Source organism: Oceanisphaera avium (assembly GCF_002157875.1).
Lineage (GTDB): Bacteria > Pseudomonadota > Gammaproteobacteria > Enterobacterales > Aeromonadaceae > Oceanimonas > Oceanimonas avium.
Genome location: NZ_CP021376.1, coordinates 277,336 through 301,061, shown reverse-complemented (window position 1 = coordinate 301,061; position 23,726 = coordinate 277,336). Strand labels below are relative to the sequence as shown.

At 45.5% G+C, this 23,726-nt stretch carries 26 protein-coding genes, 1 other RNA gene and 1 pseudogene; 15 read left to right on the top strand and 13 right to left on the bottom strand.

Going from position 1 to position 23,726, the window contains the following annotated elements:
- The first annotated feature begins 49 nt into the window (after positions 1–49).
- A complete protein-coding gene (locus tag CBP12_RS01410; RefSeq protein WP_086965271.1) occupies positions 50–880 on the top strand; it encodes a peptide ABC transporter ATP-binding protein in 831 nt (276 codons plus the stop codon).
- Between the two features lie 17 nt (positions 881–897).
- On the opposite strand, the gene miaE is transcribed toward CBP12_RS01410, so the two are convergent.
- Positions 898–1,683: a tRNA isopentenyl-2-thiomethyl-A-37 hydroxylase MiaE gene (gene miaE / locus CBP12_RS01405; RefSeq protein ID WP_198341832.1), complete on the bottom strand. Its 786-nt coding sequence runs from the start codon at positions 1,681–1,683 to the stop codon at positions 898–900.
- A 166-nt stretch (positions 1,684–1,849) separates the two neighbouring features.
- Between miaE and CBP12_RS01400 the strand changes: the two genes are divergently transcribed.
- From CBP12_RS01400 to CBP12_RS01375, 6 genes are all read left to right on the top strand, one after another.
- Positions 1,850–2,389 carry a septation protein A gene (locus CBP12_RS01400; protein ID WP_086962252.1) on the top strand — a complete coding sequence of 180 codons (540 nt, stop codon included), beginning with the start codon at positions 1,850–1,852 and terminating at the stop codon, positions 2,387–2,389.
- A 56-nt stretch (positions 2,390–2,445) separates the two neighbouring features.
- Positions 2,446–2,745: a YciI family protein gene (locus CBP12_RS01395; RefSeq protein ID WP_086962250.1), complete on the top strand. Its 300-nt coding sequence runs from the start codon at positions 2,446–2,448 to the stop codon at positions 2,743–2,745.
- A gap of 154 nt (positions 2,746–2,899) precedes the next feature.
- The gene (locus CBP12_RS13845; RefSeq protein WP_086962248.1) at positions 2,900–3,238 is read left to right on the top strand and encodes a ComEA family DNA-binding protein; all 339 of its coding nucleotides are present in this window, start codon (positions 2,900–2,902) and stop codon (positions 3,236–3,238) included.
- Positions 3,239–3,354: 116 nt separating this feature from the next.
- Positions 3,355–4,308, top strand: a complete 954-nt coding sequence (gene galU / locus CBP12_RS01385) for a UTP--glucose-1-phosphate uridylyltransferase GalU (protein ID WP_086962246.1) — start codon at positions 3,355–3,357, stop codon at positions 4,306–4,308.
- Positions 4,309–4,712: 404 nt separating this feature from the next.
- Positions 4,713–5,402 carry a DnaT-like ssDNA-binding domain-containing protein gene (locus CBP12_RS01380; RefSeq protein WP_086962244.1) on the top strand — a complete coding sequence of 230 codons (690 nt, stop codon included), beginning with the start codon at positions 4,713–4,715 and terminating at the stop codon, positions 5,400–5,402.
- Positions 5,386–6,231, top strand: a complete 846-nt coding sequence (locus CBP12_RS01375) for a DnaA ATPase domain-containing protein (protein ID WP_086962242.1) — start codon at positions 5,386–5,388, stop codon at positions 6,229–6,231. The genes CBP12_RS01380 and CBP12_RS01375 overlap by 17 nt, the downstream gene beginning before the upstream one ends.
- Positions 6,232–6,292: 61 nt before the next feature.
- Here the strand turns inward: CBP12_RS01375 and CBP12_RS01370 are convergent, their stop codons facing one another.
- The 7 genes from CBP12_RS01370 to CBP12_RS01340 all read right to left on the bottom strand — a co-directional run bounded on the left by CBP12_RS01370 (position 6,293) and on the right by CBP12_RS01340 (position 11,247).
- Positions 6,293–6,535, bottom strand: a complete 243-nt coding sequence (locus tag CBP12_RS01370) for a hypothetical protein (RefSeq protein ID WP_086962240.1) — start codon at positions 6,533–6,535, stop codon at positions 6,293–6,295.
- Positions 6,536–6,538: 3 nt separating this feature from the next.
- The gene (locus CBP12_RS01365; RefSeq protein ID WP_086962238.1) at positions 6,539–6,934 is read right to left on the bottom strand and encodes a phage holin family protein; all 396 of its coding nucleotides are present in this window, start codon (positions 6,932–6,934) and stop codon (positions 6,539–6,541) included.
- Between the two features lie 126 nt (positions 6,935–7,060).
- The gene (locus CBP12_RS01360) at positions 7,061–7,378 is read right to left on the bottom strand and encodes a DUF883 family protein (RefSeq protein WP_086962236.1); all 318 of its coding nucleotides are present in this window, start codon (positions 7,376–7,378) and stop codon (positions 7,061–7,063) included.
- A gap of 239 nt (positions 7,379–7,617) precedes the next feature.
- Positions 7,618–8,007: a glycine cleavage system protein GcvH gene (gene gcvH / locus CBP12_RS01355; protein ID WP_086962234.1), complete on the bottom strand. Its 390-nt coding sequence runs from the start codon at positions 8,005–8,007 to the stop codon at positions 7,618–7,620.
- 190 nt (positions 8,008–8,197) lie between these two features.
- On the bottom strand, positions 8,198–9,433 hold the full coding sequence (locus CBP12_RS01350) for an FAD-dependent oxidoreductase (RefSeq protein ID WP_086962232.1): 1,236 nt from the start codon (positions 9,431–9,433) through the stop codon (positions 8,198–8,200).
- A gap of 4 nt (positions 9,434–9,437) precedes the next feature.
- Positions 9,438–10,658: a 2-octaprenyl-6-methoxyphenyl hydroxylase gene (gene ubiH / locus CBP12_RS01345; protein ID WP_086962230.1), complete on the bottom strand. Its 1,221-nt coding sequence runs from the start codon at positions 10,656–10,658 to the stop codon at positions 9,438–9,440.
- 19 nt (positions 10,659–10,677) lie between these two features.
- Positions 10,678–11,247, bottom strand: a complete 570-nt coding sequence (locus CBP12_RS01340; protein WP_198341831.1) for a UPF0149 family protein — start codon at positions 11,245–11,247, stop codon at positions 10,678–10,680.
- 148 nt (positions 11,248–11,395) lie between these two features.
- Between CBP12_RS01340 and zapA the strand changes: the two genes are divergently transcribed.
- From zapA to rpiA, 5 genes and pseudogenes are all read left to right on the top strand, one after another.
- On the top strand, positions 11,396–11,695 hold the full coding sequence (gene zapA, locus CBP12_RS01335; RefSeq protein ID WP_086962226.1) for a cell division protein ZapA: 300 nt from the start codon (positions 11,396–11,398) through the stop codon (positions 11,693–11,695).
- Between the two features lie 65 nt (positions 11,696–11,760).
- A non-coding RNA gene (ssrS, locus tag CBP12_RS01330) (6S RNA) lies at positions 11,761–11,943 on the top strand.
- 107 nt (positions 11,944–12,050) lie between these two features.
- The gene (locus tag CBP12_RS01325) at positions 12,051–12,281 is read left to right on the top strand and encodes a VF530 family protein (protein ID WP_086962224.1); all 231 of its coding nucleotides are present in this window, start codon (positions 12,051–12,053) and stop codon (positions 12,279–12,281) included.
- A gap of 37 nt (positions 12,282–12,318) precedes the next feature.
- Positions 12,319–12,909: pseudogene (locus tag CBP12_RS13490) on the top strand (5-formyltetrahydrofolate cyclo-ligase); the annotation flags it as partial.
- A gap of 150 nt (positions 12,910–13,059) precedes the next feature.
- The gene (rpiA, locus tag CBP12_RS13485) at positions 13,060–13,719 is read left to right on the top strand and encodes a ribose-5-phosphate isomerase RpiA (RefSeq protein ID WP_198341877.1); all 660 of its coding nucleotides are present in this window, start codon (positions 13,060–13,062) and stop codon (positions 13,717–13,719) included.
- A gap of 58 nt (positions 13,720–13,777) precedes the next feature.
- Here rpiA and CBP12_RS01315 read toward each other — a convergent pair whose 3' ends face one another.
- From CBP12_RS01315 to modA, 4 genes are all read right to left on the bottom strand, one after another.
- Positions 13,778–14,593 carry an MBL fold metallo-hydrolase gene (locus CBP12_RS01315; protein ID WP_086962220.1) on the bottom strand — a complete coding sequence of 272 codons (816 nt, stop codon included), beginning with the start codon at positions 14,591–14,593 and terminating at the stop codon, positions 13,778–13,780.
- A 355-nt stretch (positions 14,594–14,948) separates the two neighbouring features.
- Positions 14,949–16,028 (bottom strand): molybdenum ABC transporter ATP-binding protein, encoded by a 1,080-nt coding sequence (gene modC / locus CBP12_RS01310; RefSeq protein ID WP_086962217.1) that lies wholly within the window; start codon positions 16,026–16,028, stop codon positions 14,949–14,951.
- A complete protein-coding gene (modB, locus tag CBP12_RS01305; RefSeq protein ID WP_198341830.1) occupies positions 16,025–16,708 on the bottom strand; it encodes a molybdate ABC transporter permease subunit in 684 nt (227 codons plus the stop codon). Before modB ends, modC begins: the two co-directional genes overlap by 4 nt.
- 191 nt (positions 16,709–16,899) lie before the next feature.
- Positions 16,900–17,655 (bottom strand): molybdate ABC transporter substrate-binding protein, encoded by a 756-nt coding sequence (gene modA / locus CBP12_RS01300; RefSeq protein ID WP_086962215.1) that lies wholly within the window; start codon positions 17,653–17,655, stop codon positions 16,900–16,902.
- A gap of 148 nt (positions 17,656–17,803) precedes the next feature.
- On the opposite strand from modA, the gene CBP12_RS01295 reads away from it, so the two are divergent.
- On the top strand, positions 17,804–18,607 hold the full coding sequence (locus CBP12_RS01295; protein WP_232455104.1) for a TOBE domain-containing protein: 804 nt from the start codon (positions 17,804–17,806) through the stop codon (positions 18,605–18,607).
- 72 nt (positions 18,608–18,679) lie between these two features.
- On the opposite strand, the gene acnA is transcribed toward CBP12_RS01295, so the two are convergent.
- Positions 18,680–21,406: an aconitate hydratase AcnA gene (acnA, locus tag CBP12_RS01290; RefSeq protein ID WP_269765821.1), complete on the bottom strand. Its 2,727-nt coding sequence runs from the start codon at positions 21,404–21,406 to the stop codon at positions 18,680–18,682.
- Positions 21,407–21,792: 386 nt separating this feature from the next.
- On the opposite strand from acnA, the gene rimK reads away from it, so the two are divergent.
- The gene (rimK, locus tag CBP12_RS01285) at positions 21,793–22,695 is read left to right on the top strand and encodes a 30S ribosomal protein S6--L-glutamate ligase (RefSeq protein WP_086962211.1); all 903 of its coding nucleotides are present in this window, start codon (positions 21,793–21,795) and stop codon (positions 22,693–22,695) included.
- On the top strand, positions 22,695–23,717 hold the full coding sequence (locus CBP12_RS01280) for a succinylglutamate desuccinylase/aspartoacylase family protein (RefSeq protein ID WP_086962209.1): 1,023 nt from the start codon (positions 22,695–22,697) through the stop codon (positions 23,715–23,717). Before rimK ends, CBP12_RS01280 begins: the two co-directional genes overlap by 1 nt.
- Positions 23,718–23,726 lie beyond the last annotated feature (9 nt).

Here is a 23,726-nt window from a genome sequence, read left to right as displayed (position 1 = left end):
CACGGATAATATGAGCCCTTTAGAGCGCGCACCCATCAGTCAAAGTTGGATGGATCAGGTACAAGCTAAACCAAGCGGCGCCAGCCAAGTTCCTTTGCTTAAAGTGGATAATTTAAGCCGCAGTTTTATCACCCATAGCCGGCTGTTTAAAAAAGTGAGTAAAACCGCTTTTCACCCGCTGTCCTTTACCTTAGACCGTGGTCAAACTTTAGCCATTATGGGTGACTCTGGCTCAGGAAAAAGCACCCTCGCTAAGGTATTAGCGGGGGTGATGCCGCCCTCGCAGGGGAATATTTATATTGATGGCGAAAAAATTGAACCAGGAGATGATAAAAAACGTTGCCAACTGATGCGCATGATTTTTCAAGACCCTAATACCTCGCTCAACCCGCGCAGTCATATTGGTCAAATATTAGAAATGCCTTTGAGCTTAAATACGCGCCTCGATGCAGGCCAACGCCACGAGCTAGTGTTAGATACCTTGCGTATGGTGGGCTTACTTCCCGATCATTATCACTTTTACCCACAAATGATCTCCACAGGGCAAAAGCAACGAGTCGCCTTAGCGCGCGCCTTAATTTTGTCACCTAATATCATAGTCGCCGATGAAGCCATTTCGAATTTGGACATTTCAGTGCGCTCGCAAATTATTAATCTCTTACTTAGCTTACAATCGCGCCTCGGTTTATCCTACGTCTTGGTAGCCAATGATCTCGGAGTGGTACGCCACATTAGCGATCATGTTATTTTATTGCATGAAGGTCATGTAGTGGAAGCCGGCCCTACCCAAAAAGTGTTAGCTAACCCTCAAAGCGAGCAAGGCTTACGGCTCTTACAAAACTATAATAACGAGTATCGCTGGCGCCCTAATGAAAGCTAACCAGTCGCATTGGCTTACTAATTAATAGGAGTACCGGAGTGAAACTTAAAATCAGCATCAGGCGAGAGAATTAGCTCAGCTTCCAGCTCGCGAAATAATGCCACTCTCTGGGTAATATCTTGCTCACTAATTTGTTGTGCCAGCGCTAAGTAATCTTGATAATGACGGGCTTCAGAGCGCAATAAAGAAATATAAAATTTACCAATTTTAGCATCCAACAGCGGCGCTAATTTAGCAAAGCGCTCACAAGAGCGCGCCTCAATAAAAGCACAAATAATCAGTTTGTCGACCAAGGCTTCTGGCTCATAGGTGCGTACTTTTTTTAGTAGCATTTTGGCATAACGTGAAGCGGGGATAGGATCGTAAGCGATATGGTTGTCTTCGAGTATTTCTAATACTTGATAAAAGTGATGCAGCTCTTCTCGGATCAACAACACCATTTTATCAATCATATCTTGGCTATAAGCACAGTCTGGGCGGGCTTTTATGGTCTTAGATAAGGTGTTTTTCCCCTTTAAGCTCTCAAGACTGCCCTCTCGGGTATAAGCAAATTGCTCATAGGGCTCAATCATCTTTGAGATGTCACTAATACCTTCTTCTGTTAAGGCATAGCGTTTTAGCAAAAACATGGCACTTTGCGCCGCTTTTAACTCACATAACAAATGATCTCGTAAAATAATGGGCAAGCTTGCGGGTTGTTGTGCACGCTCCAACCACGCAGCCGGCGTTTCACATTGTAAAAAGCCATAAATTGGCGCCAACAAATCACCAAATTCACCATCAAGTTGCATAGGTAGCGGCATAAGAAACCTTTATTGTTCAAAGAAATAAGAAAAAAGTGAGCGCTATTTTACCACTAACTTTGAGCTGGCGCTCAGCTCTAATCCTGCCCTTAAACGCGCAATGCTTTGCCAGCTGGGCCGGCTGTGGGTAAACTATGACTATATTTGTTGTTTGGATTAGCCATGTATGAAACAGCTCGCTGAATTTTTTCCACTTATCATCTTCTTTGTGGTGTATAAAACCGTCGACATTTATGCAGCGACAGGGGCCTTGATGGCCGCCACCTGTATTCAAATGTTGGTTTTTTGGTTAAAGCATAAAAAATTAGAAAAAATGCACTTAGTCACACTGGTACTGGTGTTATTTTTTGGTGGTTTAACCATGTTCTTTCAAGACGATGCCTTTATTAAATGGAAAGTCACTGCCGTTAACGCCCTATTTGCTATCGGTCTATTGGTCAGCCGTTATGGCTTTAATAAAAACTTAATTAAACAAATGCTCGGTAAAGAAATGACAGTACCAAATGCAATTTGGGATAAAGCAAATTTAGCATGGGCTGCATTTTTCGCTATCTGTGGTGCGCTAAATGTCTATGTCGCCTTTAATATGTCCCAAGAAGTGTGGGTAAACTTTAAAGTATTCGGCTTACTGGGCATGACCTTATTATTTACTTTTGCTACCGCCATTTACTTGTATCGCCAGCAGCAAGCTATTGAAAATAAATAACTTATTTATTTAGTCAAAGAGTTAAGCCTCATTTTATTAATGAGTAAGGATAATGTATGTGGTATGTAATTTTTGCAGAAGATAACCCTAATAGCTTAGCGCTGCGCCAAAGTGCTCGTCCGGCACACCTTGGACGACTGCAAGCGCTAGCAGCTGAGGGGCGCTTATTAGTGGCCGGTCCTAATCCAGCCATCGATGCCCAAGACCCTGGCGAGGCAGGATTTACCGGCAGTACCGTCATCGCTGAATTTAGCTCATTAGAAGCAGCACAAGCGTGGGCTGACGCCGATCCTTATGTTGCTGCGGGTATCTATGCCAAAGTAGTGGTAAAGCCATTTAAAAAAGTACTACCTTAACGACTAACCTATATAAAAAAACCGGCTGCGGCCGGTTTTTTATATGAGCGCCTAAAATTATTTTGTAGATTTATTGGCCAAATACGACTTTATGGATAAAGCTTGAAAGTGTCATAGGGACACATAAAAGCAATTTCATCAAGGAGTGATGATTATGAACAAACTAATAACCAGCATATTACTAAGCACTTTATTAAGTTTATCCCCACTTGGCTACGCACAACAATCTACGCCAGCTTCAGACGCTAAAGAGAATAATAACGCTGTACAAACGCCTAGCGATTCTTCTAATGCAGTAATAACGAGTATTAATATTAACAGCGCTACCGCCGAGCAACTGTCATTATTAAGTGGCATAGGTTCAGCTAAGGCCGCCGCTATTATTGATTATAGAGAGCAGAATGGTCCTTTTAATAGCGTGGATGATCTTAGTAAGGTTAGCGGTATCGGTGAGCGCACCGTAGAAAAAAATCGCCATTTATTAACGAAATAAATAATAAACGCGAAGAGAATAAAAAACCATCAAGGTTATCTTTAGCCCTCTGATATGGTGAAGAGGGCTAAAATTAGTTACTATATATCACCTTTATTTTATTTTTAATGAATCCAATGCCAACTAATAAATCAGAAACTACCCCTTACGTTCATAAGACAACCCCACTTATTCCAGCCGGTAAAATCCGCAAAGCCGTGATCCCCGTAGCAGGCCTAGGTACACGCATGCTGCCTGCCACTAAGGCCATTCCTAAAGAAATGTTGCCAGTGGTGGATAAGCCATTAATTCAATACGTGGTTAATGAAGCGGTCAATGCCGGTATAAAAGAAATTATTTTAGTCACTCACGCCAGTAAAAACTCCATTGAAAACCACTTTGATACGAGTTTTGAATTAGAAGCAACGCTAGAAAAACGCGTTAAACGTCAATTACTGGCAGAAGTAAAACGTATTTGTCCACCCGATGTGACTATTATGCAAGTGCGCCAAGGTGAAGCTAAAGGCCTAGGTCACGCAATTTTATGTGCTCGCCCATTAGTGGGCGATGCCCCTTTCGCTATTTTATTGCCAGATGTGCTTATCGATGACGCTAGCTGCGATTTATCTAAAGATAACTTATCTGCCATGCTCAAAGCCTATGACGAAACCGGAGAAAGCCAAATTTTGGTCGAGCCGGTGAGCGAAGAGCAAGTTGAGCAATTCGGTATTGTTGATATTGGCGAAAGCGTAATTAAAGAAGGCCAGTCAGCGGTTATTAACGCCATGGTAGAAAAACCTAACCGTAATGAAGCGCCTTCTAATTTGGCCGTGGTGGGTCGCTATGTATTGTCTGCTGATATTTGGCCGTTATTAAGTAAAACGCCACAAGGCAAAGGTGATGAAATACAGCTTACCGATACCATTGCCATGCTGATGGAAAGAAAACCCGTTGCCGCACACCATATTACGGGCAAGAGCCATGACTGCGGTAATAAGATGGGATTAATGATCGCTAATATAGAATATGGCATGCGCCATCCCGAGTTAGGAAAAGAATTGACTCGCTATATGAAAAAAATGAAGCTGTAAAATAACCCATTAAAAGTATTCGTTATACTGGGCAGTGATAGCAATATCACTGCCTTTTTTATTACACTTGTCGCACCCCTTTATTTTTTGAATATACTATTATCTAGTAGTTACGCAACTGCACTCAGCCCTCTTAATTTAGCTCGCCTTTCTCTTGGTATTATTAATCATTAAACTACTGCCACTACAGCCATGTCTTAATTGAACAAATGACTTGCCTACTATTTAGCGCGTATAGCAAACCTTGCACAACTTAGCCTGAGGAGACGTAAGGACAATCCAACATTGGCGCCAAACTTCAATTTTTGTCAGGTCGTTATCAGGTATACTCTAGGTTTTAGGGCCTAGCTCAACTTGCTTACCCCTGCCCTATTTCACTTATATTAGTAAAGATTGAAGGCACCATGACACCGGCAGAATACCAAGCGCTGACTTCTCCTAGCTTATCCCATGCAGCGCGCAGCTTGTATCAGCTTTATATACGCCATCATGCGCTAGGTGATAAGTCACAACCCCTCGACTATCCTCTGCTTGGCAAAGCGCTAACGGTACAAGGTAAAAGTGCCCAGCATTATCGGGTGACGGCTAATACCCTTAGTGCGCTAGTAGAAGAGCTACTGGCGGTAGGCTTGCTTAATCTTTATCACAACCCTCATCCCGTGCATTTTCATGGTGCTGTCTTTACGCTACCGCTAAAGCATTTACCAGGACTCGCCCCTCTTCCTTCTCGCCAGTTTGCCATGCATGCACAGTGGCGCCCCGATGAACAATTTGCGGGATTAGCTCGCCTGTGCGGCCTACTGGATAGCACCATAGATGAAACTGAGTTAGGGGAATTTATCGCCTATTGGCTGGGGCGCCCGGAAGTATTTGAAAATCAACATCAATGGATGCTTAAATTGGTTCGAAAACTCAAGCAACAGCGAAGTATTAAGCGCGCACCTGCGCCAGTATTAAATCAAGAGTATCAACAACTACCTAGCGCTAAACAAGAAACCGGCCCTAGCAAACGGGCTCAGCAAATGATGGCTGAGGCCCAACGTTTACATACTTTTACTCAGGGAGATGGCGAGTCTGATGAAGAAAACCGCTAAAGAAATTGCAGCCGACCTGAACGATATTGCACGCCGGCGCAGAAAAACCGCTCCTACTCCTGATTTATCGCCAATAGCAGGGGCTGGACAGACTAAGCAGGTATTACGTCGCTTACAACAACTACGAGCGGATGGAAACTTGCCTGAATATGATTATTTAGCGCTAAAACGCCAATATGAAGAACAAGCCAATAAAGACATTAAACTTGCCCAAGCCCAAGCTAAACAAAAACGCACCGAGCGTTTATTAGCTCAGGCAGATCTGAATAGTGATTGGGTGTTTGATAAAATGGACAGCCAAGACCCCATACTGGGGCCTCATATCGACATGGCGCATCATTTTATTAATGCCTTTGATCACTGGGAAGCAAAAGGTGGGGTCGCCATTTTAATTTACGGTGACTTTGGGACCGGAAAATCCACTTTAGCGGGCTCTATTGCTCATGAGCTGATTTATCAACATCAAAAATCGGTGATTTTTCAGCAGTGGGCATCGGTCGTCGACCGACTTTTTTTTGGGGTGATTGAAGACCAAGAAGGCCGTAATCAGTATCGCCGCGCATTAGAAGAGGTCGACTTATTGATCCTAGATGAAGTCGCCGCTAATAGAGCGCGCCTTGCAGAAAGCCAATCCAGCTTTTTGGGTCATTTACTGCGCAGACGCCGTAACTTAGGGAAGAGTGTGATTATTATTACCAATCATGATCCCCAAGCCCTACATAAAGCCGTGGGTGATTTTTGTTTTGAAGCCATTAAAGCGTTTCATCCGGTGGACGTGGCACTGCATGGCCCTAGTAGGCGGCCAGACATTGGCGATTATCGCAGCTAGCTGATTAAAAACCGCCCATTATTTTATGGGCTGGTTTTTATAGAGTAGGATAAAAAAACAGCTAAAGGCGCAGATACAACAATGCCAATAGCCCTGCGCCTAATAACGCTTTATTGCGCGTCTTTCGTGGCAAATTCGCTAACCGCCAAACTAAGCCTGCTTTAGGCAGTTGGCTTAGCAGCCCTAACATCTCAGAGCCTGATTGGCTTTGTTGGCGGCGCATTTGGTTGCTTAATATTTTTAAGCGTAGCGCTTCTGCTTTAAGCTTTAATAGTTTGCGCTCATCTTGCAAAGATTGATGCATGGTCTACTCCTTTAAAGACCAATCAGCCATGGTCTTTTTACCTTGCACATACGCCATGTCTTCTTGTAGCTCATGAAGCGTGTCCGCTAAAAAGCGGCGCTGCCCAGCAAGGTTACGTCCTATAGACCAAAATATACCGATCATAATAAGAAATAATCCGCCCGCCATACCAAAAAACACCCAAATTTTAGCTTCAGGACTTAAAACCGCGTTTAAGCCAAACATTAAACTAATATAAGACATGAAAAAAAGCATACCCGCCATTAAAGCCAGTATGCCTAATTTTACCATACGCTCTTTTTGTGCCACAAATTCGATACGCGCTAAATTAAAACGCACAAATAAGAGTTCAATAATGGCGTGAAAGAGCTCTTTTAACGCATTAATTTGGCCTGTCATTAATATACCGTCCTATGGAAAACATGTGCTTGATTAATTAAATTATCCAAGCACATGTAAGTTCTTAATAGGGTTATCACTATAAAGAGCACCTATTAACGGGCTGCTCTTTATAAGACATAGGACTTATCTGCCACAACGGCTTAAAAATGCGCCTAAAACCAAACCCACTAATGCCGCCACACCCATAGCGTGATAGGGCTTCTCATAGACAAGATCATTGGTGTGGGCAGCCGCTTCGCGAGTGCGCTCAAGTACGCTACCTTCAAGCTCTGCATACTGCTCTTGGGCTTTGGTCAATTGGGCTTTGAGCTTTTCTTTTAAGGCTTTACCCTCTTGAGTACCATCATCCACAGCGGCTTTATATAAAGCTTCGGCATCTTTTAGCACTTGCTTTACGTCATCCAATAACACTGCTCTTTTTGCTTCATATTTCTGGCTCATAGTGCCTCCTAATGTGAAAAGTAAAAATCAGGTTAATATCGAGTGCCGCATATTTACCTTATCCACTAACCTGCTTATTAGCCAGCCCCATTAGTAAAAAATTATTATTGTTATGTCTATTTCTGTCATATGCACTAAATAAGGATCTTGCTAGACCAAAAAATCAAAACTGGCAATTAATACCTTAAAAACATTAATTATTAATATTACTAAAGTTGCATATTAGCTAGCGCCCTTGGCTACTCTTCATCAATAGCGTCTTGATATTGCTGTGCACTTAACAGCTCATTTAGCTCAGTTTCATCAGCAACCTTAATGCGAAATAGCCAGCCATCACCATAGGGGTCTGAATTCACCAACTCAGGACTATCGGTTAATGCTAAGTTAACGGCCACTACTTCCCCACTCACGGGCGCGTAAATATCCGACGCCGCTTTGACGGACTCTACGATGGCGCATTCTTCATTAGCTTCAACTAAGCGCCCTAGTTTAGGGAGCTCAACAAACACCATATCCCCTAATAAGTCTTGTGCATGCTCTGAAATCCCGACTCTGACTTCTCCATTACCCTCTACCCACACCCACTCGTGAGTAGTGGCATACTTTAATTCATTAGGAATATTGCTCATCGTCGTTTCCTCTCTGGCGGCGCGTTTTTTAAGAAAGTTTAATTTAGCAGTTAGTTAATGACTAGGCAGCTTTTACCGCTTTTAGCTATAAGCTAGCGGCTTTAGCCGTTAGCTCAAAAATACGCAACTTTTAGCCGATAAAGCCGATACGAACATCGGCTTACAGCACTAAATAATAAATTATTGGAGATTAAGTCGTCGCTTTGGCTAAGCGCGGCTGGGGGCTGAGTTTGGACAGCTCAGGTTGTAAGCCAGCAGTGCCTAGCGCATGCTCTGCAAGTTGACGCTTAAGAGGCGTAATTTTATTCGTGGCACTAAGCCCTAAGCCACGCAAACCGCGTAATAGAGGATGGGAGTGCCCAAATAAGCGCTTAAGCCCCTCCATTGCTGCCAATAAAGTCATGGCTTCTGCTTTACGCCATCGTTCAAAAGCGCGTAAATGAGCATGAGTGCCAATGTCTTTTCCTTGTTGGTGAAGCTGACTTAAAGTTTGCGCAAGCGCCGCAGCGTCTTGCAAGCCAAGATTCACCCCCTGCCCCGCTAACGGATGAACAGTATGAGCAGCATCACCAATTAAGGCCCAGCGCGCGCCACAAAACTGTTGGCTATAACGAGCGGTTAAAGGAATAGTCATGCGCGGCCCTAATACTTGGCAGGGGCCGAGGCGAAAATCAAAGGCATGTGCTAGGGCGTTATTAAAGTCTTGTTCTGATAATGCCAATCGCTGCTTAGCCTGTTGCGGCGGACAAGACCACACTAACGAACACTGATAAGGGTCCGCTAAGGGTAAAAAGGCAATAATATCGTCGCCTCGAAAAATTTGCCGCGCCGTTTGTTGATGAGGCTCGGTGATGCGCAGCGTCGCCACTAAGGCATGGTGATCATAGTCCCATTGCACCATATTGGGTTTAAGCTGCGCCCGCAGCCAAGAGCGCGCACCATCAGCGCCAACCACGATGCGCCCGGTGAGCGGAATACCATTTTCAAGTAGTACAAAAGCGCCTTGTTCACTCACCGAGATGGTGTGTGCTTTAGCCGGCATATGGAGTTCAATGTGCGGGCTTAAACGGGCACGCTCCAATAAGCTCAACTGTAGAACTTTATTTTCAACAATGTGCCCTAAGTGCGCTTGATGAACTAAGTTGGCAGAAAATTCAATGTTAGCACTGCTATCTGCTTCCCATACTTGCATATGAGTGTAAGGACCTAAGCGCGATACCGTGTCTGGCCAAGCTCCTAAGCGAGTTAGCAAGGTCTGTGAAGCAAGATTAATGGCACTCACTCTATTTTCAGGAATATCAGCTAACGTCGCGTCTGGCAGTTGACTTTCTATTACAGCCACGCGTAACCCACTGTCTTCTAAAGCCAGTGCCAGCGTTAAGCCCACCATGCCGCCACCAATAATGATCACATCTGTTGCTTGCATAAACTCACCTCTTGCCCATGGCCCGCCAGGCCAGTTTACTTTTTAAGGAACGACAAGCAGCCACTGTCATTAAGCCTGCATTACGACTCATACTTAATAGCGGATCTGAATTGGAGAATAATAATGCTAATCCTGACGTAATAGCGACTAATTCGCGCTGATCATCGACGCGAGATTGACCATAACGACTAAGTAAGGAATAAGCACCAAGATCAGAGGTATTTTCTCTTTGGCCGTCATTAACCTGCGGTGTCATTAGCGCCTCTTTTAATGTCTCGATTAACGCGACCACATCTCTAAGTCCGAGGTTAAATCCTTGCCCAGCAATAGGGTGTAGTAAATGAGCGGCATTACCTATTAGCACTACTCTATGATGCCAAGGACGCACGACTTCGTTTAAATGCAGCGGATAACAGGTACGTAGTCCAGTGCGAGTAATTTTTCCTAAGCGATAACCAAATTCACGCTGTAGCGCATCAAGAAAATCCCTCTCGTTCATGTCCATCAATACTTTTGATTGCTTAGGACTTACACACCATACTAGAGCGCTACGTTGCTGGCTCATGGGTAATAAGGCTAGCGGGCCTTGAGAGGTAAAGCGCTCATAGGCACGACCTTGATGCGCAAGTTGAGTTTGCACATTAGCAATAATGGCGTTCTGTTGATAATCAAGCGCACGGCGCTCAAGATTAAGTTGCTGCGCAATCATCGAATGACTGCCATCGGCGCCCACTAATAATTGGCAAGACAATCGTTGCCCATTCGCACATTGCAGCTCTACCTTATCCGGGTATTGCTGCCAGCTAGAAAGCGTCGCTGGGCACAATAAGTCAATATTTGGGATCTGTTGTAACTGCTGATAAAAGCGCAACCCCACGGGGTGTAGCTCTACCACATAGCCCAGTGCCGCCAGCGCATAATCATGGGCGTACATATTAACTTGCCCTAGGTGCCCTTGATCGGTCACTTGAATAGCATGAATTGGCGAGACTAAGTCTGCTATTAACTCCCACAGATCTAACTTAACAAGAGCCTGATGACTGTCGGCAGATAAGGCGATGCTTCTGGCATCAAATCCTGGGTGATCACTTAAATTAGGACTGGCGTGCTCAATGACACAAATTCGCAGTGGCTGTCCGTTTTTGTGTTTGAGCTGGCTTAATCCTAGCGCCAGTACAGCACCGGCCATACCGCCGCCATTAATTACCACATCATAATGGCTCATTAGACTAGTCTATGGTTGATTAGTGGAGAGTAGGACGCTTGGCACTGGTTTGCCCAGCGCCAAACTCTTCAAAAGCTAAAATGACCCCGAGTTTTAAATGCTCGTATAACACCACGAACGCGGTTTCGCTTTCTTCGTCTTCTTGGTCAAAATCGCTAGATACTTGAGTAATACTACTAATATCTTGGATCATTTCCTGTAATTCACTCGAGGCTTTATTCAGCTCTTGTTGCACTACGCCAAACCCTGCCAAAAACGCCGCCGACCATTCCATCATGGCATCTAAACGCTCTTCTAATGGCTCATCGTCATGAGGTAGTAGCAACTCAAACTGATTTTGATTTTGTAGCGCTTCATTAACGCGAGAAAAAAGTAAATTGACCGCTTTTTGTACCTCCTCAGGAAGGACAAAATCATCATTGAGTAGGGCATTAAAATGCTGCTGCCAGCGAATATCATTTTGCGCCAAGCCACCGCAAATCAAGCCACACACCACACCATGGACTTCAGCAGCAGTCACTACCATATTGTGCTGCTCTAACAGAGCAGTAAAAGCGTCGTAGTTAAGACGGGGGTTGTCGTTCATCATTTACTCGATTGGTGAAAAAGTGTGAAATATTAGCCAGATCCTAGCATTCTGACCTCTCTCAAGCCAGCCGCCCCTTGAAACTTCCGATGGGGCGCTATATAGTCGCCAGAATTTCATCGCCTACTGCAAATAGCCATCTGAGGATTACATGACCACAGCGGCAATAGATATTGTTATTCTGGGGCGACCTTATAAGGTTGCTTGTCCTGCTGGGCAAGAAGTTGCATTGCAGCGGGCAGCAGAGACGCTCAACGAGCGCATTCGTAATTTTAAGCAAAGTGGTAAGGCGGGCTCTAATGAGCAAATCGCTATTATGCTGGCCTTAAATATCAGTCATGAACTTGAGCTTGAAAAAGAAAAAAACCACCAATATGCTGATGCTATGGATAAGCGCATTAAAATGTTGCAACATACTATAGAAGAAGCCTTAGCCAATAAAGTAGGCTAAGATCAAAGATATAAGTAATAAAACACAATAGCCTTTTTAAGGCTCTTGTGTGAGTAATAGTTTCGCTTTCCCTGGGGTGTTCGATAGTAGGGTGACGTCCCTGAGCCGATATCAACAGCAAAGGAAAGCCGTGTTGTTTACTATTGTGCATGCTCGGCCCGACCGAGAAGCCTGCGGTAGATACCGGAGTTCCGCCTTGAACCGTACGGTTCAAGGACTCACACCCACACCGGCATCCTGGGGATCCTTTTACCTAAACCCTCTTTGTTAGCCACATACTCCTCACTCTTCTGCCTATTTCACCTTCTGTGATATTATCTTAGTTTCCTAGCCCTAAATTTACAGGTTTTTAAAAATGTCTGAACAACTCAATAATCCATTACATGGCATTACCCTAAAAGCCATGGTGACTGAATTAGTTGAGCGTTTAGGCTGGCAAGAAATGGCCGCGCGCATCAATATTAACTGCTTTAAAAATGATCCTAGTATTAAATCTAGCCTCACTTTTTTACGCCGTACGCCGTGGGCGAGAACTGAAGTCGAAGCTCTCTATCTTGAACTTATTTCTGGTCCCTGGGGCAAGTAACACTCTCCAATATCGCGCTGCTAGCAAAGGATAAATCATGCCTAGGCTTACTTCTCGTAATCAACTGCGCCAACTCACTCGCCATGCACGGCGCCAACTCTCCCCAGCAGCACAACAATGTGCAGCCCAAAGTATGGTTAACCAAGTAAGCAAAGTAGCACACTTAGCCAGTGCTACATCGGTAGCGCTTTATTTAGCAAACGATGGTGAGCTAGACACTCAGCCCTTAATTAATTGGTATTGGGCACGAGGCTGTAAGGTGTATTTGCCAGTATTACATCCTTTTTGTAAAGGGCATTTAATTTTTCTGCACTACCATAGTGCGACTCCCATGCATAAGAACCACTTAGGCATTGTCGAGCCAAAACTTGATATTCGCTCACTAGCACTTAGCCAGGAGTTAGATATTATTTATACCCCTCTAGTCGCCTTTGACGAGTTAGGGCACCGATTAGGCATGGGCGGCGGGTTTTATGACCGTACTTTAAGCGCTTATTTGCGCCCTTCTACTTCTTCATTAAGACCCAAGGTAGTGGGCTTAGCCCATGATTGCCAACAAGTGGCCAAGTTGCCGGTGGCGGAGTGGGATGTGCCGTTAATGGAGTTGCTCACGCCCACCCGACATTTTAAATGGTCGCCCCCTTCCCCCCTTATTAACGTGAAAAGCACAAGGCAAGCACAAGTGGGTTTGCTATCATTAGGCTTACTAGATAAGCGCTCAGTGACTAACGGTTTTTTGGTGCGGCGCTCAGTTTTAAACTTAGAAGAAATAAAAGCCATGACACAAGATGAAATGAAAAAAGCAGCCGCTTGGGCCGCACTGGATTATGTAACGCCCAATAGTATTGTGGGTGTGGGCACCGGCTCTACCGTCAATCACTTTATTGATGCCCTAGGCACCATTAAAGAGACCATCAAGGGGGCGGTGTCGAGCTCACAAGTATCCAGCGCGCGCTTATCGGCACTGGGCATTAAGATTTTTGATCTTAATGAGCTCGATGAGTTTGATGTGTATGTGGACGGCGCCGATGAAATTGATGGCAATATGGCCATGATCAAAGGCGGCGGCGCTGCCCTTACCCGCGAAAAAATTGTAGCGGCGGTCGCTAAACGTTTTGTGTGTATCGTTGATGAGTCAAAAACGGTAGCCGTGCTCGGCGATTTTGCGCTGCCCGTGGAAGTGATCCCCATGGCACGCGCCTATGTGGCTCGAGAGTTAACAAAACTGGGCGGCACGCCGATTTATCGCGAGGGGGTAATCACCGATAATGGCAATCATATTTTAGATGTGCACGGCTTAACCATCCACGCTCCTAAAGAGCTAGAAGCACGCATCAATGCCATCGTTGGTGTCGTCACTAACGGTTTATTTGCCGCGCGCAGTGCTGATATATTAGTGATTGGCATTCCTGATGGCGTAAAAAAATACACAGCCTAAACGCAGCCGCGCAATCATCCTAATAGGCTATTAATGGCTCTTATTCCATGAGCCATTTTTAATCTTGGTAACCTTTTAACAGCTCCACATAGCGCTTTACGCTTCGCTCTATCACCCCTTTAGCATCACAGAGTACCGCTTTACCATCAAAGGCACCGTAAATTCGATCAAATTTCCAAGGGATTAGGGTATCAGCCATGCGCTCAACTGTGGCGCCAGAGAGCGGCAGCATATTGGGGTAACTCCACATAAAAGAGACGCGACGAGTATCTGGCGCCACTTGAATAATATCGCCACTCATTAACACTCCTTTATGGGCAGCACCCTGTGGCCAGTGTAATACCGTCCCTCCTGGAAAGTGCCCACCTAAACGAAGCAGTGTGAGCCCATCACCTAGATCAAGTGTGTCTCCTTGCCAAAAGGTTAGATGTTTATCTTCTCTCATCACCCACTCTTTATCGTATTCATGCAAATAAACCGGTGCGTCAAACGCCTGTGCCCACTCTTGCATAGTGGTGTAATAGTGAGGGTGTGAGATGGCAATGGCTTTTAGACCACCCAATGCCTGGATAATATGTTCGGTGGCAGGATCAAGTAGCGAAATACAATCCCAAAGAATATTACCGCTGGGGGTTTGGATTAAAAATGCGCGCTGAGCGATGGCAAAAGAAGGAGAGGTTTTAATTTCAAATAAATGAGGTTCGTGGAGCTTCCAGCAATTAGTATGGGAGGCCAACAATTTATCTATCGTCGTCCATTCTTGACCACTTGATGGCACATATTGGCGCTCATCAACACAAATAGGACAACACGCTGGCGGTTGCTCGCTTTTTGGATAAGAGGTACCACAGGTACTGCAAAGGTAAATAGACATATTAGCGCCTGTTACGTTTTTACAATGCTTTAAGGATAGCGAACGACTCTGTTATTCTAGTGTGGTTTAAGCCACAGTGCATCCTAATGGAATAATTGATAATCTTCGCCCCTAGACTTAAGCAGAGAGGGTTGATAGCAAAATAATGCTAGCCCCTTTACGCGTCGTCAATTTACTAGTAAATAAACGTGAGTCGTTCTCAATGGCTTGCTACTCACGTTTGCTAAATTCTCTCTTTGGCTAATAGAGCGTCTTATCTTGAGTAGTAACCTGCTCAGTTTTTTAGGAGAACTGATTAAAAAAATAAGCTTTTTAATCAGTAGAGTAATCTCACCCCCGCTAGCTCACAGCATAACTAAACCAACAGCGCCGCCGCCTTGATTAAAGCATAACAATCGCAGCCCACTTTTAAGTCCAACTGAGCAACCGAATAGGCTGATAGCTGCGCCGGTATTTGCTCGCCTTGCGCTAAAGCTAAACGTAACAATACACGGCCTTGGCCAATATCTGTCATACTCAGCACCTGAGCGGGTAACTGATTAACGATAGAAATATCAATAACGGGTGCTAAAGCAATACTGACATCGCTGGCAAGAATACGCAGCCGTGCCGCGCCAAAAGTTAAGCCCTCCTGACCGGTTAACCAAATACACCCAGCTGGCGCGTTTTCAGCTCCGTAAAGGAAAGGCACTCGGCCATCTGGCAAGCTGCTCTGCAACTGCCCACTAATAATGCCTGCTACTTCCTCATCTCGATATAATAGGCTATTGGGTCGCGCTAAGGCTTGCTGCAAGTGGTCGTTATGCAAGATGCGCCCCTGCTCCATTAATAGCACCCGATCCGCTAAACGCTCCACCTCTTGTGGTGCATGGGTGACATAAAATACGGGTACCTTAGCTTGAGCCGATAGGTGCTCTAATAAAGGTAAGATCTCCCGCTTGGCTTTAGCGTCTAACGCCGACAAAGGCTCATCTAATAACAGTAGTTCAGGACTGCTTAATAAGGCTCGACCAATAGCAACTCGTTGGCGCTGGCCTCCTGATAATTCACTGGCCCCTTGAGCCAACATTGGCGTTAAGCCCAACCAATCAATGATCTGCTCTTTATCAGTTCGACGCTGAGCGTGGGGCAAGCGCCGCCAGCCATACTCTAAGTTGCCCTTAACAGACAGATGGGCAAATAAGCTAGCTTCTTGAAACACATAACCTAAACGCCGTTTATGAGTCGGGACAAATAATTTGTGTTGTTGCCAACATAGCTCACCTAGCCAAAAGTGCCCAACACATCGCTCAAGACCTGCCATAGCACGTAACAAGGTGGTCTTGCCACAACCAGAGGGACCAAACAAAGCGGTCACGCCATGAGCAGGAAGTTCAAAATCGACATCCAGGGAAAAATTCGCTCTTTGTACCTTAAAAGCGGCTTTAATCGTCATATGCGTACCACCGAAAAACGTCGATTAAGGGCATAGACCACCAATAAAATAGTGAAAGACAGTGCCAATAATAAGCCGGAAAGCACATGAGCTTGGCCGTATTGCATGGTCTCTACATGATCGTAAATAGCAATCGATACCACTTGAGTCACCCCTGGCAGATTACCGCCTATCATTAACACTACCCCAAACTCGCCTAAGGTATGAGCAAACCCTAAAACAGTAGCGGTTAAAAAACCATTACGCGCCAGCGGGATCACCACAGTAAAAAAACGATCCAAAGGAGATGCTCCCAAAGTTGCGGCTACCTCTAAGGGGCGTCTGCCTATGCTAGTAAAGGCGCCTTGTAAGGGTTGCACCACAAAAGGAAGTGAGTAAAAAGCCGAGCCAATCACTAAGCCGGTAAAGCTAAACGCTAAGGTGCTGCCGCCAAGCGCTATTGAAGCTTTACCAAAAATACCATTGGGTCCGAGCGCTAGCAGCAAATAAAAGCCTAATACCACAGGAGGAAGCACTAAGGGGAGCGCCACCATAGCTTCAATAACGGTCTTAAAACGACTTTGCGTTTGGCTAAGCCACCAAGCTAACGGCATACCAATAATAAGCAGTACCAATACAGTAATGCCCGCAAGACGCAAGGTGACCATTAAGGCCGTCATGTCATCAGGAGTTAACAGCATGATGTTCCTTTTTGCATAGAAGGTGAGCTACTGATGCTTGGTGCGAGTAAAGAAAGAAGCTCACATCTGGTCTAACGAACCCGCAGGCTCAGGCGCGCGGCTTTATAAATAAAGTCGGCGCCTATTAGACGCCGACTCATTACTTTTTTAAAACGTTTAGGTAGCTAAGACTGCCTTTAATATCAGGCTTACTATTGGTCTTCGCTCACGCTATAACCGTAAGACTTAATAACGGCACTGGCTTCATCAGAGCGCAAATAGTCAAGTAAGTCGCGAGCGGGCGCATTGTCTTTTAATAAAACGGCCTGTTGGACGATAGGATCATACATGTCGGTAGGCACTTCCCAGTAAGAGCCGCCGGTAAACGCATCGTCTTTAAACACTTGGGATTTTGCTACAAAACCAAGTTGTGCATTTTCACTATAAACGTACTGATAAGCTTGACCGATATTTTCGCCGCGTACCATTTTAGGTTGGAACTCGTCCCAAAACCCCAATTTTTCTAGCGTTTGCTGAGCGGCACGACCATACGGAGCCGTTTTAGGATTAGCGATAGAAATATGCTTAAAATCTTGGTTTTTCAGTACACTTTGCTCATCGTCAATCAAGTTATCATTAGCGCTCCACAACACTAAGCTGCCCAGCGCATAAGTAAAGCGACTGCCTGCAATGGCTACCCCTTCGTCATCGAGCTTGGTGGGCGTTTGCTCATCAGCGGCCAGAAAAACATCGTAGGGCGCGCCATTTTTAATTTGTGCGTATAGCTTACCAGTTGCCCCTGAGGAGACAGAAACTTGATGGCCACTTTGCTTACTAAATTCTTCACCTAATTGCTTAATTACATCTGTGAAGTTGGCGGCCACGGCAACACGGATTTCATCCGCCGTCGCGGTTGCTGAATAACCCAGCGCCATTACTAGGAGCGATAAGCTCAGTGTTTTTTTCATTTTTATGTCATCCAAAGGGTTGTATAAAATAATATATAACGTTAGCACCATATCGTTATGTAATTAAAAATACAACGCTAAACTTCAACTCCTAAGTCAAGATTATCATTTGCCGAGGCGCTAAGGCTTAGCCACAATGGAGCTTAGTATGGTTGAGGGTGAATGTATGGATCTGGAAATACTATTAAGTCTGCATAGCCAGCAACGGTTGTTTGTTAATCCTAGGCGCATCCAGTTACTTGAGCAGATCCGTGAACACGGCTCTATTAGCCAAGGTGCTAAAGCGGCAGGTATTAGTTATAAATCAGCTTGGGATGCGATTAAAGAGATGAATGCGCTAGCCGAACGGCCGGTATTAAGTAGCGAAACAGGCGGTAAAGGCGGAGGGGGCGCCTCGCTCACCGCCTATGGCACTCGCCTTTTAAAAATTTATCATTTATTGGCACAAATAGAGCAGATGGCAGTCAGTGCACTGCAAGATGAACATACCTCGCTTGATAGCTTACTTTCAGTCGTGGCACGATTTTCATTACAAACCAGTGCACGTAATCAATTTTTTGCCACCGTAGCGTCATTTGACCCTAATGATATCAGTCGAAAAGTCGGTCTAGCCTTGCCAAGCCACCAGCTTATTTATGCCGATATTACCGCCTCTAGCGTAGCGCGCTTAGATTTACACTTAACAAAAGAAGTATTAGCGCTTATTAAAGCGCCGTGGATAAGACTGGCCAGCGATAAGGCTAATATTCCCGTTACCGACAATATGTTAATGGGCAAAGTGGAGAGCATAGAAATAGGAGATGAGTACATTGAGGTGATACTCGCGCTAGAAATAGGCGAAACACTGTGTGCCTTATTAGCGAAAGAAACTAACGAGTGTTCTTGGCAGCAAGGAGATAGCGCGTATGCGCATTTTTCTCCCTCGCAGGTTATTTTAGCCACCCTCGGCTAATTAATTTAAAAAATAAAAAAAGCACCGCCTGTAAAGGCGGTGCTTACACTAGGTGTTAGCTTTTATTTAATTTTACTCCAGCATATGGCGAATAACATAATGTAAAATACCGCCATGCTGATAGTAAGTTAGCTCATTACTGGTATCGATTCGACACTTCACTTTTACCTCTTGCTCAGTGCCATCTTCTCGCTCAATCACTACTGTTAGCGTTTTGCCTGGGCTTAAATTATTTAAGCCTTTAATACTGAGCCGTTCATTGCCTTTAAGAGCTAAGCTGTCTGGAGTGTCACTTATAAACTCTAAGGGTACTACGCCCATGCCAATTAAGTTAGAGCGATGAATACGCTCATAAGACTCAGCAATAACAGCGCGCACGCCCAGTAATATGGTGCCTTTTGCTGCCCAGTCCCGACTAGAGCCAGTGCCATATTCTTTACCCGCCACCACGACCAATGGCACGCCTTCTGCTTGGTAGCGCATCGCTGCATCGTAAATAGAGCATTGCTCGCCACTTGGGTAATGGCGTGTCTCTCCACCTTCGACATTTTCTAGCATTTTATTGCGAATACGAATGTTGGCAAAGGTACCGCGCATCATCACTTCATGATTGCCTCGGCGAGAGCCATAAGAGTTAAAGTCTTTTTCTTCAATGCCAAGGGAGCGCAGGTAATCCCCCGCAGGGCTATCAGCTTTGATACTACCCGCTGGCGAAATATGGTCGGTAGTGACAGAGTCTCCCAAAATAGCTAGCAAACGTGCCCCTTCAATGTCCGCCACCGGCTCTGGGGTTTTACCCATGGTCTGGAAAAACGGCGGATGTTGAATATAGCTAGAGTCATCTTGCCAATTAAAGGTCGCGGTCTGTTCCACTTCAATTGCTTGCCAGTGCTCATCACCATCAAATACCGCGGCATATTCTTTATGGAACATATCTTGCGTGACCAGCTGCACCGCTTCGGCTACCGCCTGCTGACTTGGCCAAATATCTGCCAGATAAACTGGCTGCCCCTGCTTATCTTTACCGATAGGCTCTGAGGTCAGATCTCTATTCATACTGCCAGAAAGCGCATACGCCACTACCAAGGGGGGCGACGCCAACCAGTTGGACTTCACCAGCGGGTGAATACGCCCTTCAAAGTTTCGATTCCCCGATAATACCGCTGCAACTGACATATCATTTTCACGCACCGCTTCAGCGATAGGATCAGGTAGCGGCCCCGAGTTACCAATACAAGTAGTACAACCATAGCCCACTAAATAAAAGCCCAGTTTTTCCAGGTAAGGCATTAAACCGGCTTTAATTAAATAATCAGTCACCACTTTTGAGCCAGGCGCTAACGACGTTTTAACCCAAGGGGCTGAACTCAGTCCTTTTTCTACTGCCGCTTTTGCTAATAATCCTGCGGCCATTAACACGCTAGGATTGGAGGTATTAGTACAAGAAGTAATGGCAGCGATGACGACATCACCATCATCGAGGTGGTAATTCTCACCATTCATACAAAACTCTGTACTGGTGAGCGATTTTTTAACCGCTACCGCCGTCTGTCCACCTTCATTTTCTAAGCGCTCTTGAGAACGTTCGGTAGGCTCTATATGCAGTTGGCGGCTTAAGTTATAAGCACTCGGTACTTGCGATAATTCAACTCTATCTTGAGGGCGCTTAGGGCCGGCTAAGCAGGCCACTACCGTGCCCATGTCTAAGCTTAGTGTGTCACTAAATGTGGGTTCATCTCCACTGTTACGCCATAAGCCTTGGGCTTTACTGTAGGCTTCCACCAGATCCACTTGCTCAGTGCTGCGCCCAGTGAGTGTTAAATAACGAAGGGTTTCTTCATCAACGGGGAAAAAGCCACAGGTCGCCCCATATTCAGGCGCCATATTGGCAATGGTAGCGCGATCGGCTAGGGGCAGAGATGCTAGACCATCCCCATAGAACTCGACAAATTTACCCACCACACCGCGATCACGTAGCATTTTCACCACAGTGAGTACTAAGTCGGTCGCGGTAATGCCCTCACGCAACTGCCCCGTTAGTTTAAAGCCCACTACTTCAGGAATAAGCATAGAAATGGGCTGGCCCAACATGGCCGCTTCTGCCTCAATGCCACCTACCCCCCAACCTAATACGCCGAGCGCATTAATCATGGTGGTATGAGAGTCGGTGCCCACTAAGGTGTCGGGGCAAACCATAATGTCGTCGCCTTGGGCTTGCTGCCACACAGTTTGACCTAAGTACTCTAGGTTAACCTGATGACAAATCCCGGTCCCTGGTGGAACGACCCTAAAGTTATCAAAGGTTTGCTGCCCCCACCGTAAAAAGGCATAGCGCTCGCCATTCCTTTGCATTTCCATATCCACGTTGACTTCAAAGGCATGACCATTGGCAAAGTCATCTACCATCACCGAGTGGTCTATGACTAAATCTACTGCAGATAAAGGGTTAACTTGTTCGGCTTTCCCTCCTAAGCGCTGCACTGCATCACGCATAGCAGCTAAGTCCACTACCGCTGGTACCCCAGTAAAGTCTTGCATTAACACTCGCACTGGGCGAAAGGCAATTTCACGAGAAGAAGCGGCCGTGTCTAACCAATCATTCATGGCGCTAATATCTGGCGCAGTAACAGTATCGTCGTCAAGATTACGGAGTAAATTTTCAGTTAATACCTTAAGCGACTTAGGCAAGTTAGCCATATTTTTTGCATCAGCAAGCTTAGCTAAACTGTAATAAAGATAGGATTTTTGGCCTACTTTTAAGGTATCGATATAAGATTTATTAACAGGAATTGACATCATTTCCCCCTTGGCGATGGAAACGCTAGTAACTGAAAATCAGCACCACATGACCCATTTAGACATAGACGCTGGCACATTGAAAGTGCTAAGCCCCCACTCCTTTTATTATTGTGAGTAGGGTCGAAAGTCTGTAGGCGCAATCATTTACGTTTAAAACAACGTGAGTTAGCGCTAAAAATAATACGAATAACCCATTAAAATTTAACACCCTTACCTAAAAGTAGGCCATTTCTGCTAACTTAGGAGAACTTCAAAATTATTTGTGCTCAAGCACGGTTTTTTTTGTTGGCGCCTAAGAGCTTGATAGCGTAAACAGTGCCCTGTTGAACTCAGCAACCGCCTGACACCTTTATTAATATCTATCTTTAGAGAGCCTCACTTTATCCATGAAAATTGCCATTCTTTCTCGTAATGCCGCCCTGTATTCCACTCGCCGCTTAGTTGAGGCTGCCCAAGCACGAGGCCATGAAGTACGCGTTATTGATGCGCTAAAATGCTATATGAATATCAATGATAATAAGCCCTCTATTCATTATCACGGTAAAGAGCTAGAGCAATTTGATGCTATTATTCCTCGTATTGGGGCCAGTGTGACCTTTTATGGCAGTGCAGTATTACGCCAATTTGAAATGATGAATTGCTACTCTCTTAATCATTCAGCAGCCATTGGCCGCTCTCGTGACAAATTACGTTCTTTGCAATTGCTCTCTGGGCAAGGCGTAGGCATGCCGGTCACCGGATTTGCTTGTAAACCTGATGATGTACCCGACTTAATTGATATGGTGGGCGGTGCACCTCTGGTCATCAAGCTACTCGAGGGCACGCAAGGTATAGGCGTGGTATTAGCGGAAACACGAAAAGCAGCAGAGAGCGTGTTAGAAGCTTTTATGGGCTTAAAAGCCAATATAATGGTGCAGGAGTTTATTGAAGAAGCCGGTGGCGCCGATATTCGCTGCTTTGTGCTGGGTGATAAAGTTATTGCCGCGATGAAACGCCAAGCTAAAGAGGGGGAGTTTCGCTCAAACTTACACCGCGGCGGTGCGGCTGAGCTTATCCGAATTACACCAGAAGAGCGCAAAACGGCCATTCTATCTGCTAAAGCCATGGGATTAAGTGTAGCTGGCGTGGATTTACTACGCTCTAAGCGAGGCCCGTTAGTTATGGAAGTGAATTCATCACCAGGCTTGCAAGGCATAGAAGAAGCCACCGGCAAAGATGTGGCGACTATGATGATCGAGTACATTGAAAAGCATTGTCATAAAAAATCTAAAACCCGTGAGCGCGGCTAATGACAGCCCCCTTTTCTTTAGCCGGCATAGAGGTGGCGCCGGGCAGTCGTAAAGTATTGCAATTAGCCCTCGCGCAGCTCTATACCCAGTCGCCGTTAACGGTACCGCTAGAGATAGTGCACGGCAAACAGCCGGGTCCCGTATTATTAATTTGTGCAGCCATTCACGGTGACGAGCTCAATGGCATTGAGATAGTAAACCAAGTATTAAGTCGTATTAACCCTGCTCGCCTTAAAGGCACGCTGGTGGCGGTGCCGGTGGTGAATGTATTTGGTTTTATTAATAAATCACGCTACTTACCGGATCGTCGTGATCTTAATCGTTGCTTTCCTGGCTCAGAAAAGGGCTCATTAGGCTCACGAGTCGCGCATTTTTTTGTCGATAAAATCGTAGATCATTGCTCCCATATTATTGATCTGCATACCGGCGCTATTCACCGCTCTAACTTACCGCAAATCCGCGCCAAATTAGACTGCAGTATTACTCGGCAAATGGCAGCAAGCTTTGGCGCGCCCGTGATATTAGATGCCAGCATTCGAGACGGCTCTTTGCGCGCGGTCGCCGAGAGTCGTGATCTCCCAGTCATTTTATATGAAGCAGGAGAAGCACTGCGCTTTGACTCCGTCGCTATTAAAGCCGGCACCCGTGGGGTGCTGAATGTGATGCGCACCTTAGGGATGCTAAAACCCAGCGTCAAAAAAACGCAAACCACCACCCCCATGATAGCTAAGTCCAGCACTTGGATCCGTGCCGAGCAAGATGGTCTTCTTCACCTTAATACGCGCCTTGGGGATAGAGTCACTAAAGGCCAATGCTTAGGGACGATTACCGCGCCTCTTGGGGCTCAAGCCAGAGAAGTGATCACACCTAAAAGCGGCATTGTGATCGGGTGTCTTACCATGCCATTAGTGAACGAAGGAGATGCAGTCTTTCATATCGCAAGCTTTGATGAAGTTAAACAAGCAGAAATCAATCTTGAGCGCTTCGTTGATGAAATGGATATTCAAGCCACCAGCTTTTAAGCGCACTTG

What these genes read in the sequence shown, in the direction of transcription:
- CBP12_RS01410 (WP_086965271.1), top strand. Translation starts at nt 50, where the DNA reads ATGGATCAGGTACAAGCTAAACCAAGCGGCGCCAGCCAAGTTCCTTTG.
- miaE (WP_198341832.1), bottom strand. Translation starts at nt 1,683, where the DNA reads ATGCCGCTACCTATGCAACTTGATGGTGAATTTGGTGATTTGTTGGCG.
- CBP12_RS01400 (WP_086962252.1), top strand. Translation starts at nt 1,850, where the DNA reads ATGAAACAGCTCGCTGAATTTTTTCCACTTATCATCTTCTTTGTGGTG.
- CBP12_RS01395 (WP_086962250.1), top strand. Translation starts at nt 2,446, where the DNA reads ATGTGGTATGTAATTTTTGCAGAAGATAACCCTAATAGCTTAGCGCTG.
- CBP12_RS13845 (WP_086962248.1), top strand. Translation starts at nt 2,900, where the DNA reads ATGAACAAACTAATAACCAGCATATTACTAAGCACTTTATTAAGTTTA.
- galU (WP_086962246.1), top strand. Translation starts at nt 3,355, where the DNA reads ATGCCAACTAATAAATCAGAAACTACCCCTTACGTTCATAAGACAACC.
- CBP12_RS01380 (WP_086962244.1), top strand. Translation starts at nt 4,713, where the DNA reads ATGACACCGGCAGAATACCAAGCGCTGACTTCTCCTAGCTTATCCCAT.
- CBP12_RS01375 (WP_086962242.1), top strand. Translation starts at nt 5,386, where the DNA reads ATGAAGAAAACCGCTAAAGAAATTGCAGCCGACCTGAACGATATTGCA.
- CBP12_RS01370 (WP_086962240.1), bottom strand. Translation starts at nt 6,535, where the DNA reads ATGCATCAATCTTTGCAAGATGAGCGCAAACTATTAAAGCTTAAAGCA.
- CBP12_RS01365 (WP_086962238.1), bottom strand. Translation starts at nt 6,934, where the DNA reads ATGACAGGCCAAATTAATGCGTTAAAAGAGCTCTTTCACGCCATTATT.
- CBP12_RS01360 (WP_086962236.1), bottom strand. Translation starts at nt 7,378, where the DNA reads ATGAGCCAGAAATATGAAGCAAAAAGAGCAGTGTTATTGGATGACGTA.
- gcvH (WP_086962234.1), bottom strand. Translation starts at nt 8,007, where the DNA reads ATGAGCAATATTCCTAATGAATTAAAGTATGCCACTACTCACGAGTGG.
- CBP12_RS01350 (WP_086962232.1), bottom strand. Translation starts at nt 9,433, where the DNA reads ATGCAAGCAACAGATGTGATCATTATTGGTGGCGGCATGGTGGGCTTA.
- ubiH (WP_086962230.1), bottom strand. Translation starts at nt 10,658, where the DNA reads ATGAGCCATTATGATGTGGTAATTAATGGCGGCGGTATGGCCGGTGCT.
- CBP12_RS01340 (WP_198341831.1), bottom strand. Translation starts at nt 11,247, where the DNA reads ATGATGAACGACAACCCCCGTCTTAACTACGACGCTTTTACTGCTCTG.
- zapA (WP_086962226.1), top strand. Translation starts at nt 11,396, where the DNA reads ATGACCACAGCGGCAATAGATATTGTTATTCTGGGGCGACCTTATAAG.
- CBP12_RS01325 (WP_086962224.1), top strand. Translation starts at nt 12,051, where the DNA reads ATGTCTGAACAACTCAATAATCCATTACATGGCATTACCCTAAAAGCC.
- rpiA (WP_198341877.1), top strand. Translation starts at nt 13,060, where the DNA reads ATGACACAAGATGAAATGAAAAAAGCAGCCGCTTGGGCCGCACTGGAT.
- CBP12_RS01315 (WP_086962220.1), bottom strand. Translation starts at nt 14,593, where the DNA reads ATGTCTATTTACCTTTGCAGTACCTGTGGTACCTCTTATCCAAAAAGC.
- modC (WP_086962217.1), bottom strand. Translation starts at nt 16,028, where the DNA reads ATGACGATTAAAGCCGCTTTTAAGGTACAAAGAGCGAATTTTTCCCTG.
- modB (WP_198341830.1), bottom strand. Translation starts at nt 16,708, where the DNA reads ATGCTGTTAACTCCTGATGACATGACGGCCTTAATGGTCACCTTGCGT.
- modA (WP_086962215.1), bottom strand. Translation starts at nt 17,655, where the DNA reads ATGAAAAAAACACTGAGCTTATCGCTCCTAGTAATGGCGCTGGGTTAT.
- CBP12_RS01295 (WP_232455104.1), top strand. Translation starts at nt 17,804, where the DNA reads ATGGTTGAGGGTGAATGTATGGATCTGGAAATACTATTAAGTCTGCAT.
- acnA (WP_269765821.1), bottom strand. Translation starts at nt 21,406, where the DNA reads ATGATGTCAATTCCTGTTAATAAATCTTATATCGATACCTTAAAAGTA.
- rimK (WP_086962211.1), top strand. Translation starts at nt 21,793, where the DNA reads ATGAAAATTGCCATTCTTTCTCGTAATGCCGCCCTGTATTCCACTCGC.
- CBP12_RS01280 (WP_086962209.1), top strand. Translation starts at nt 22,695, where the DNA reads ATGACAGCCCCCTTTTCTTTAGCCGGCATAGAGGTGGCGCCGGGCAGT.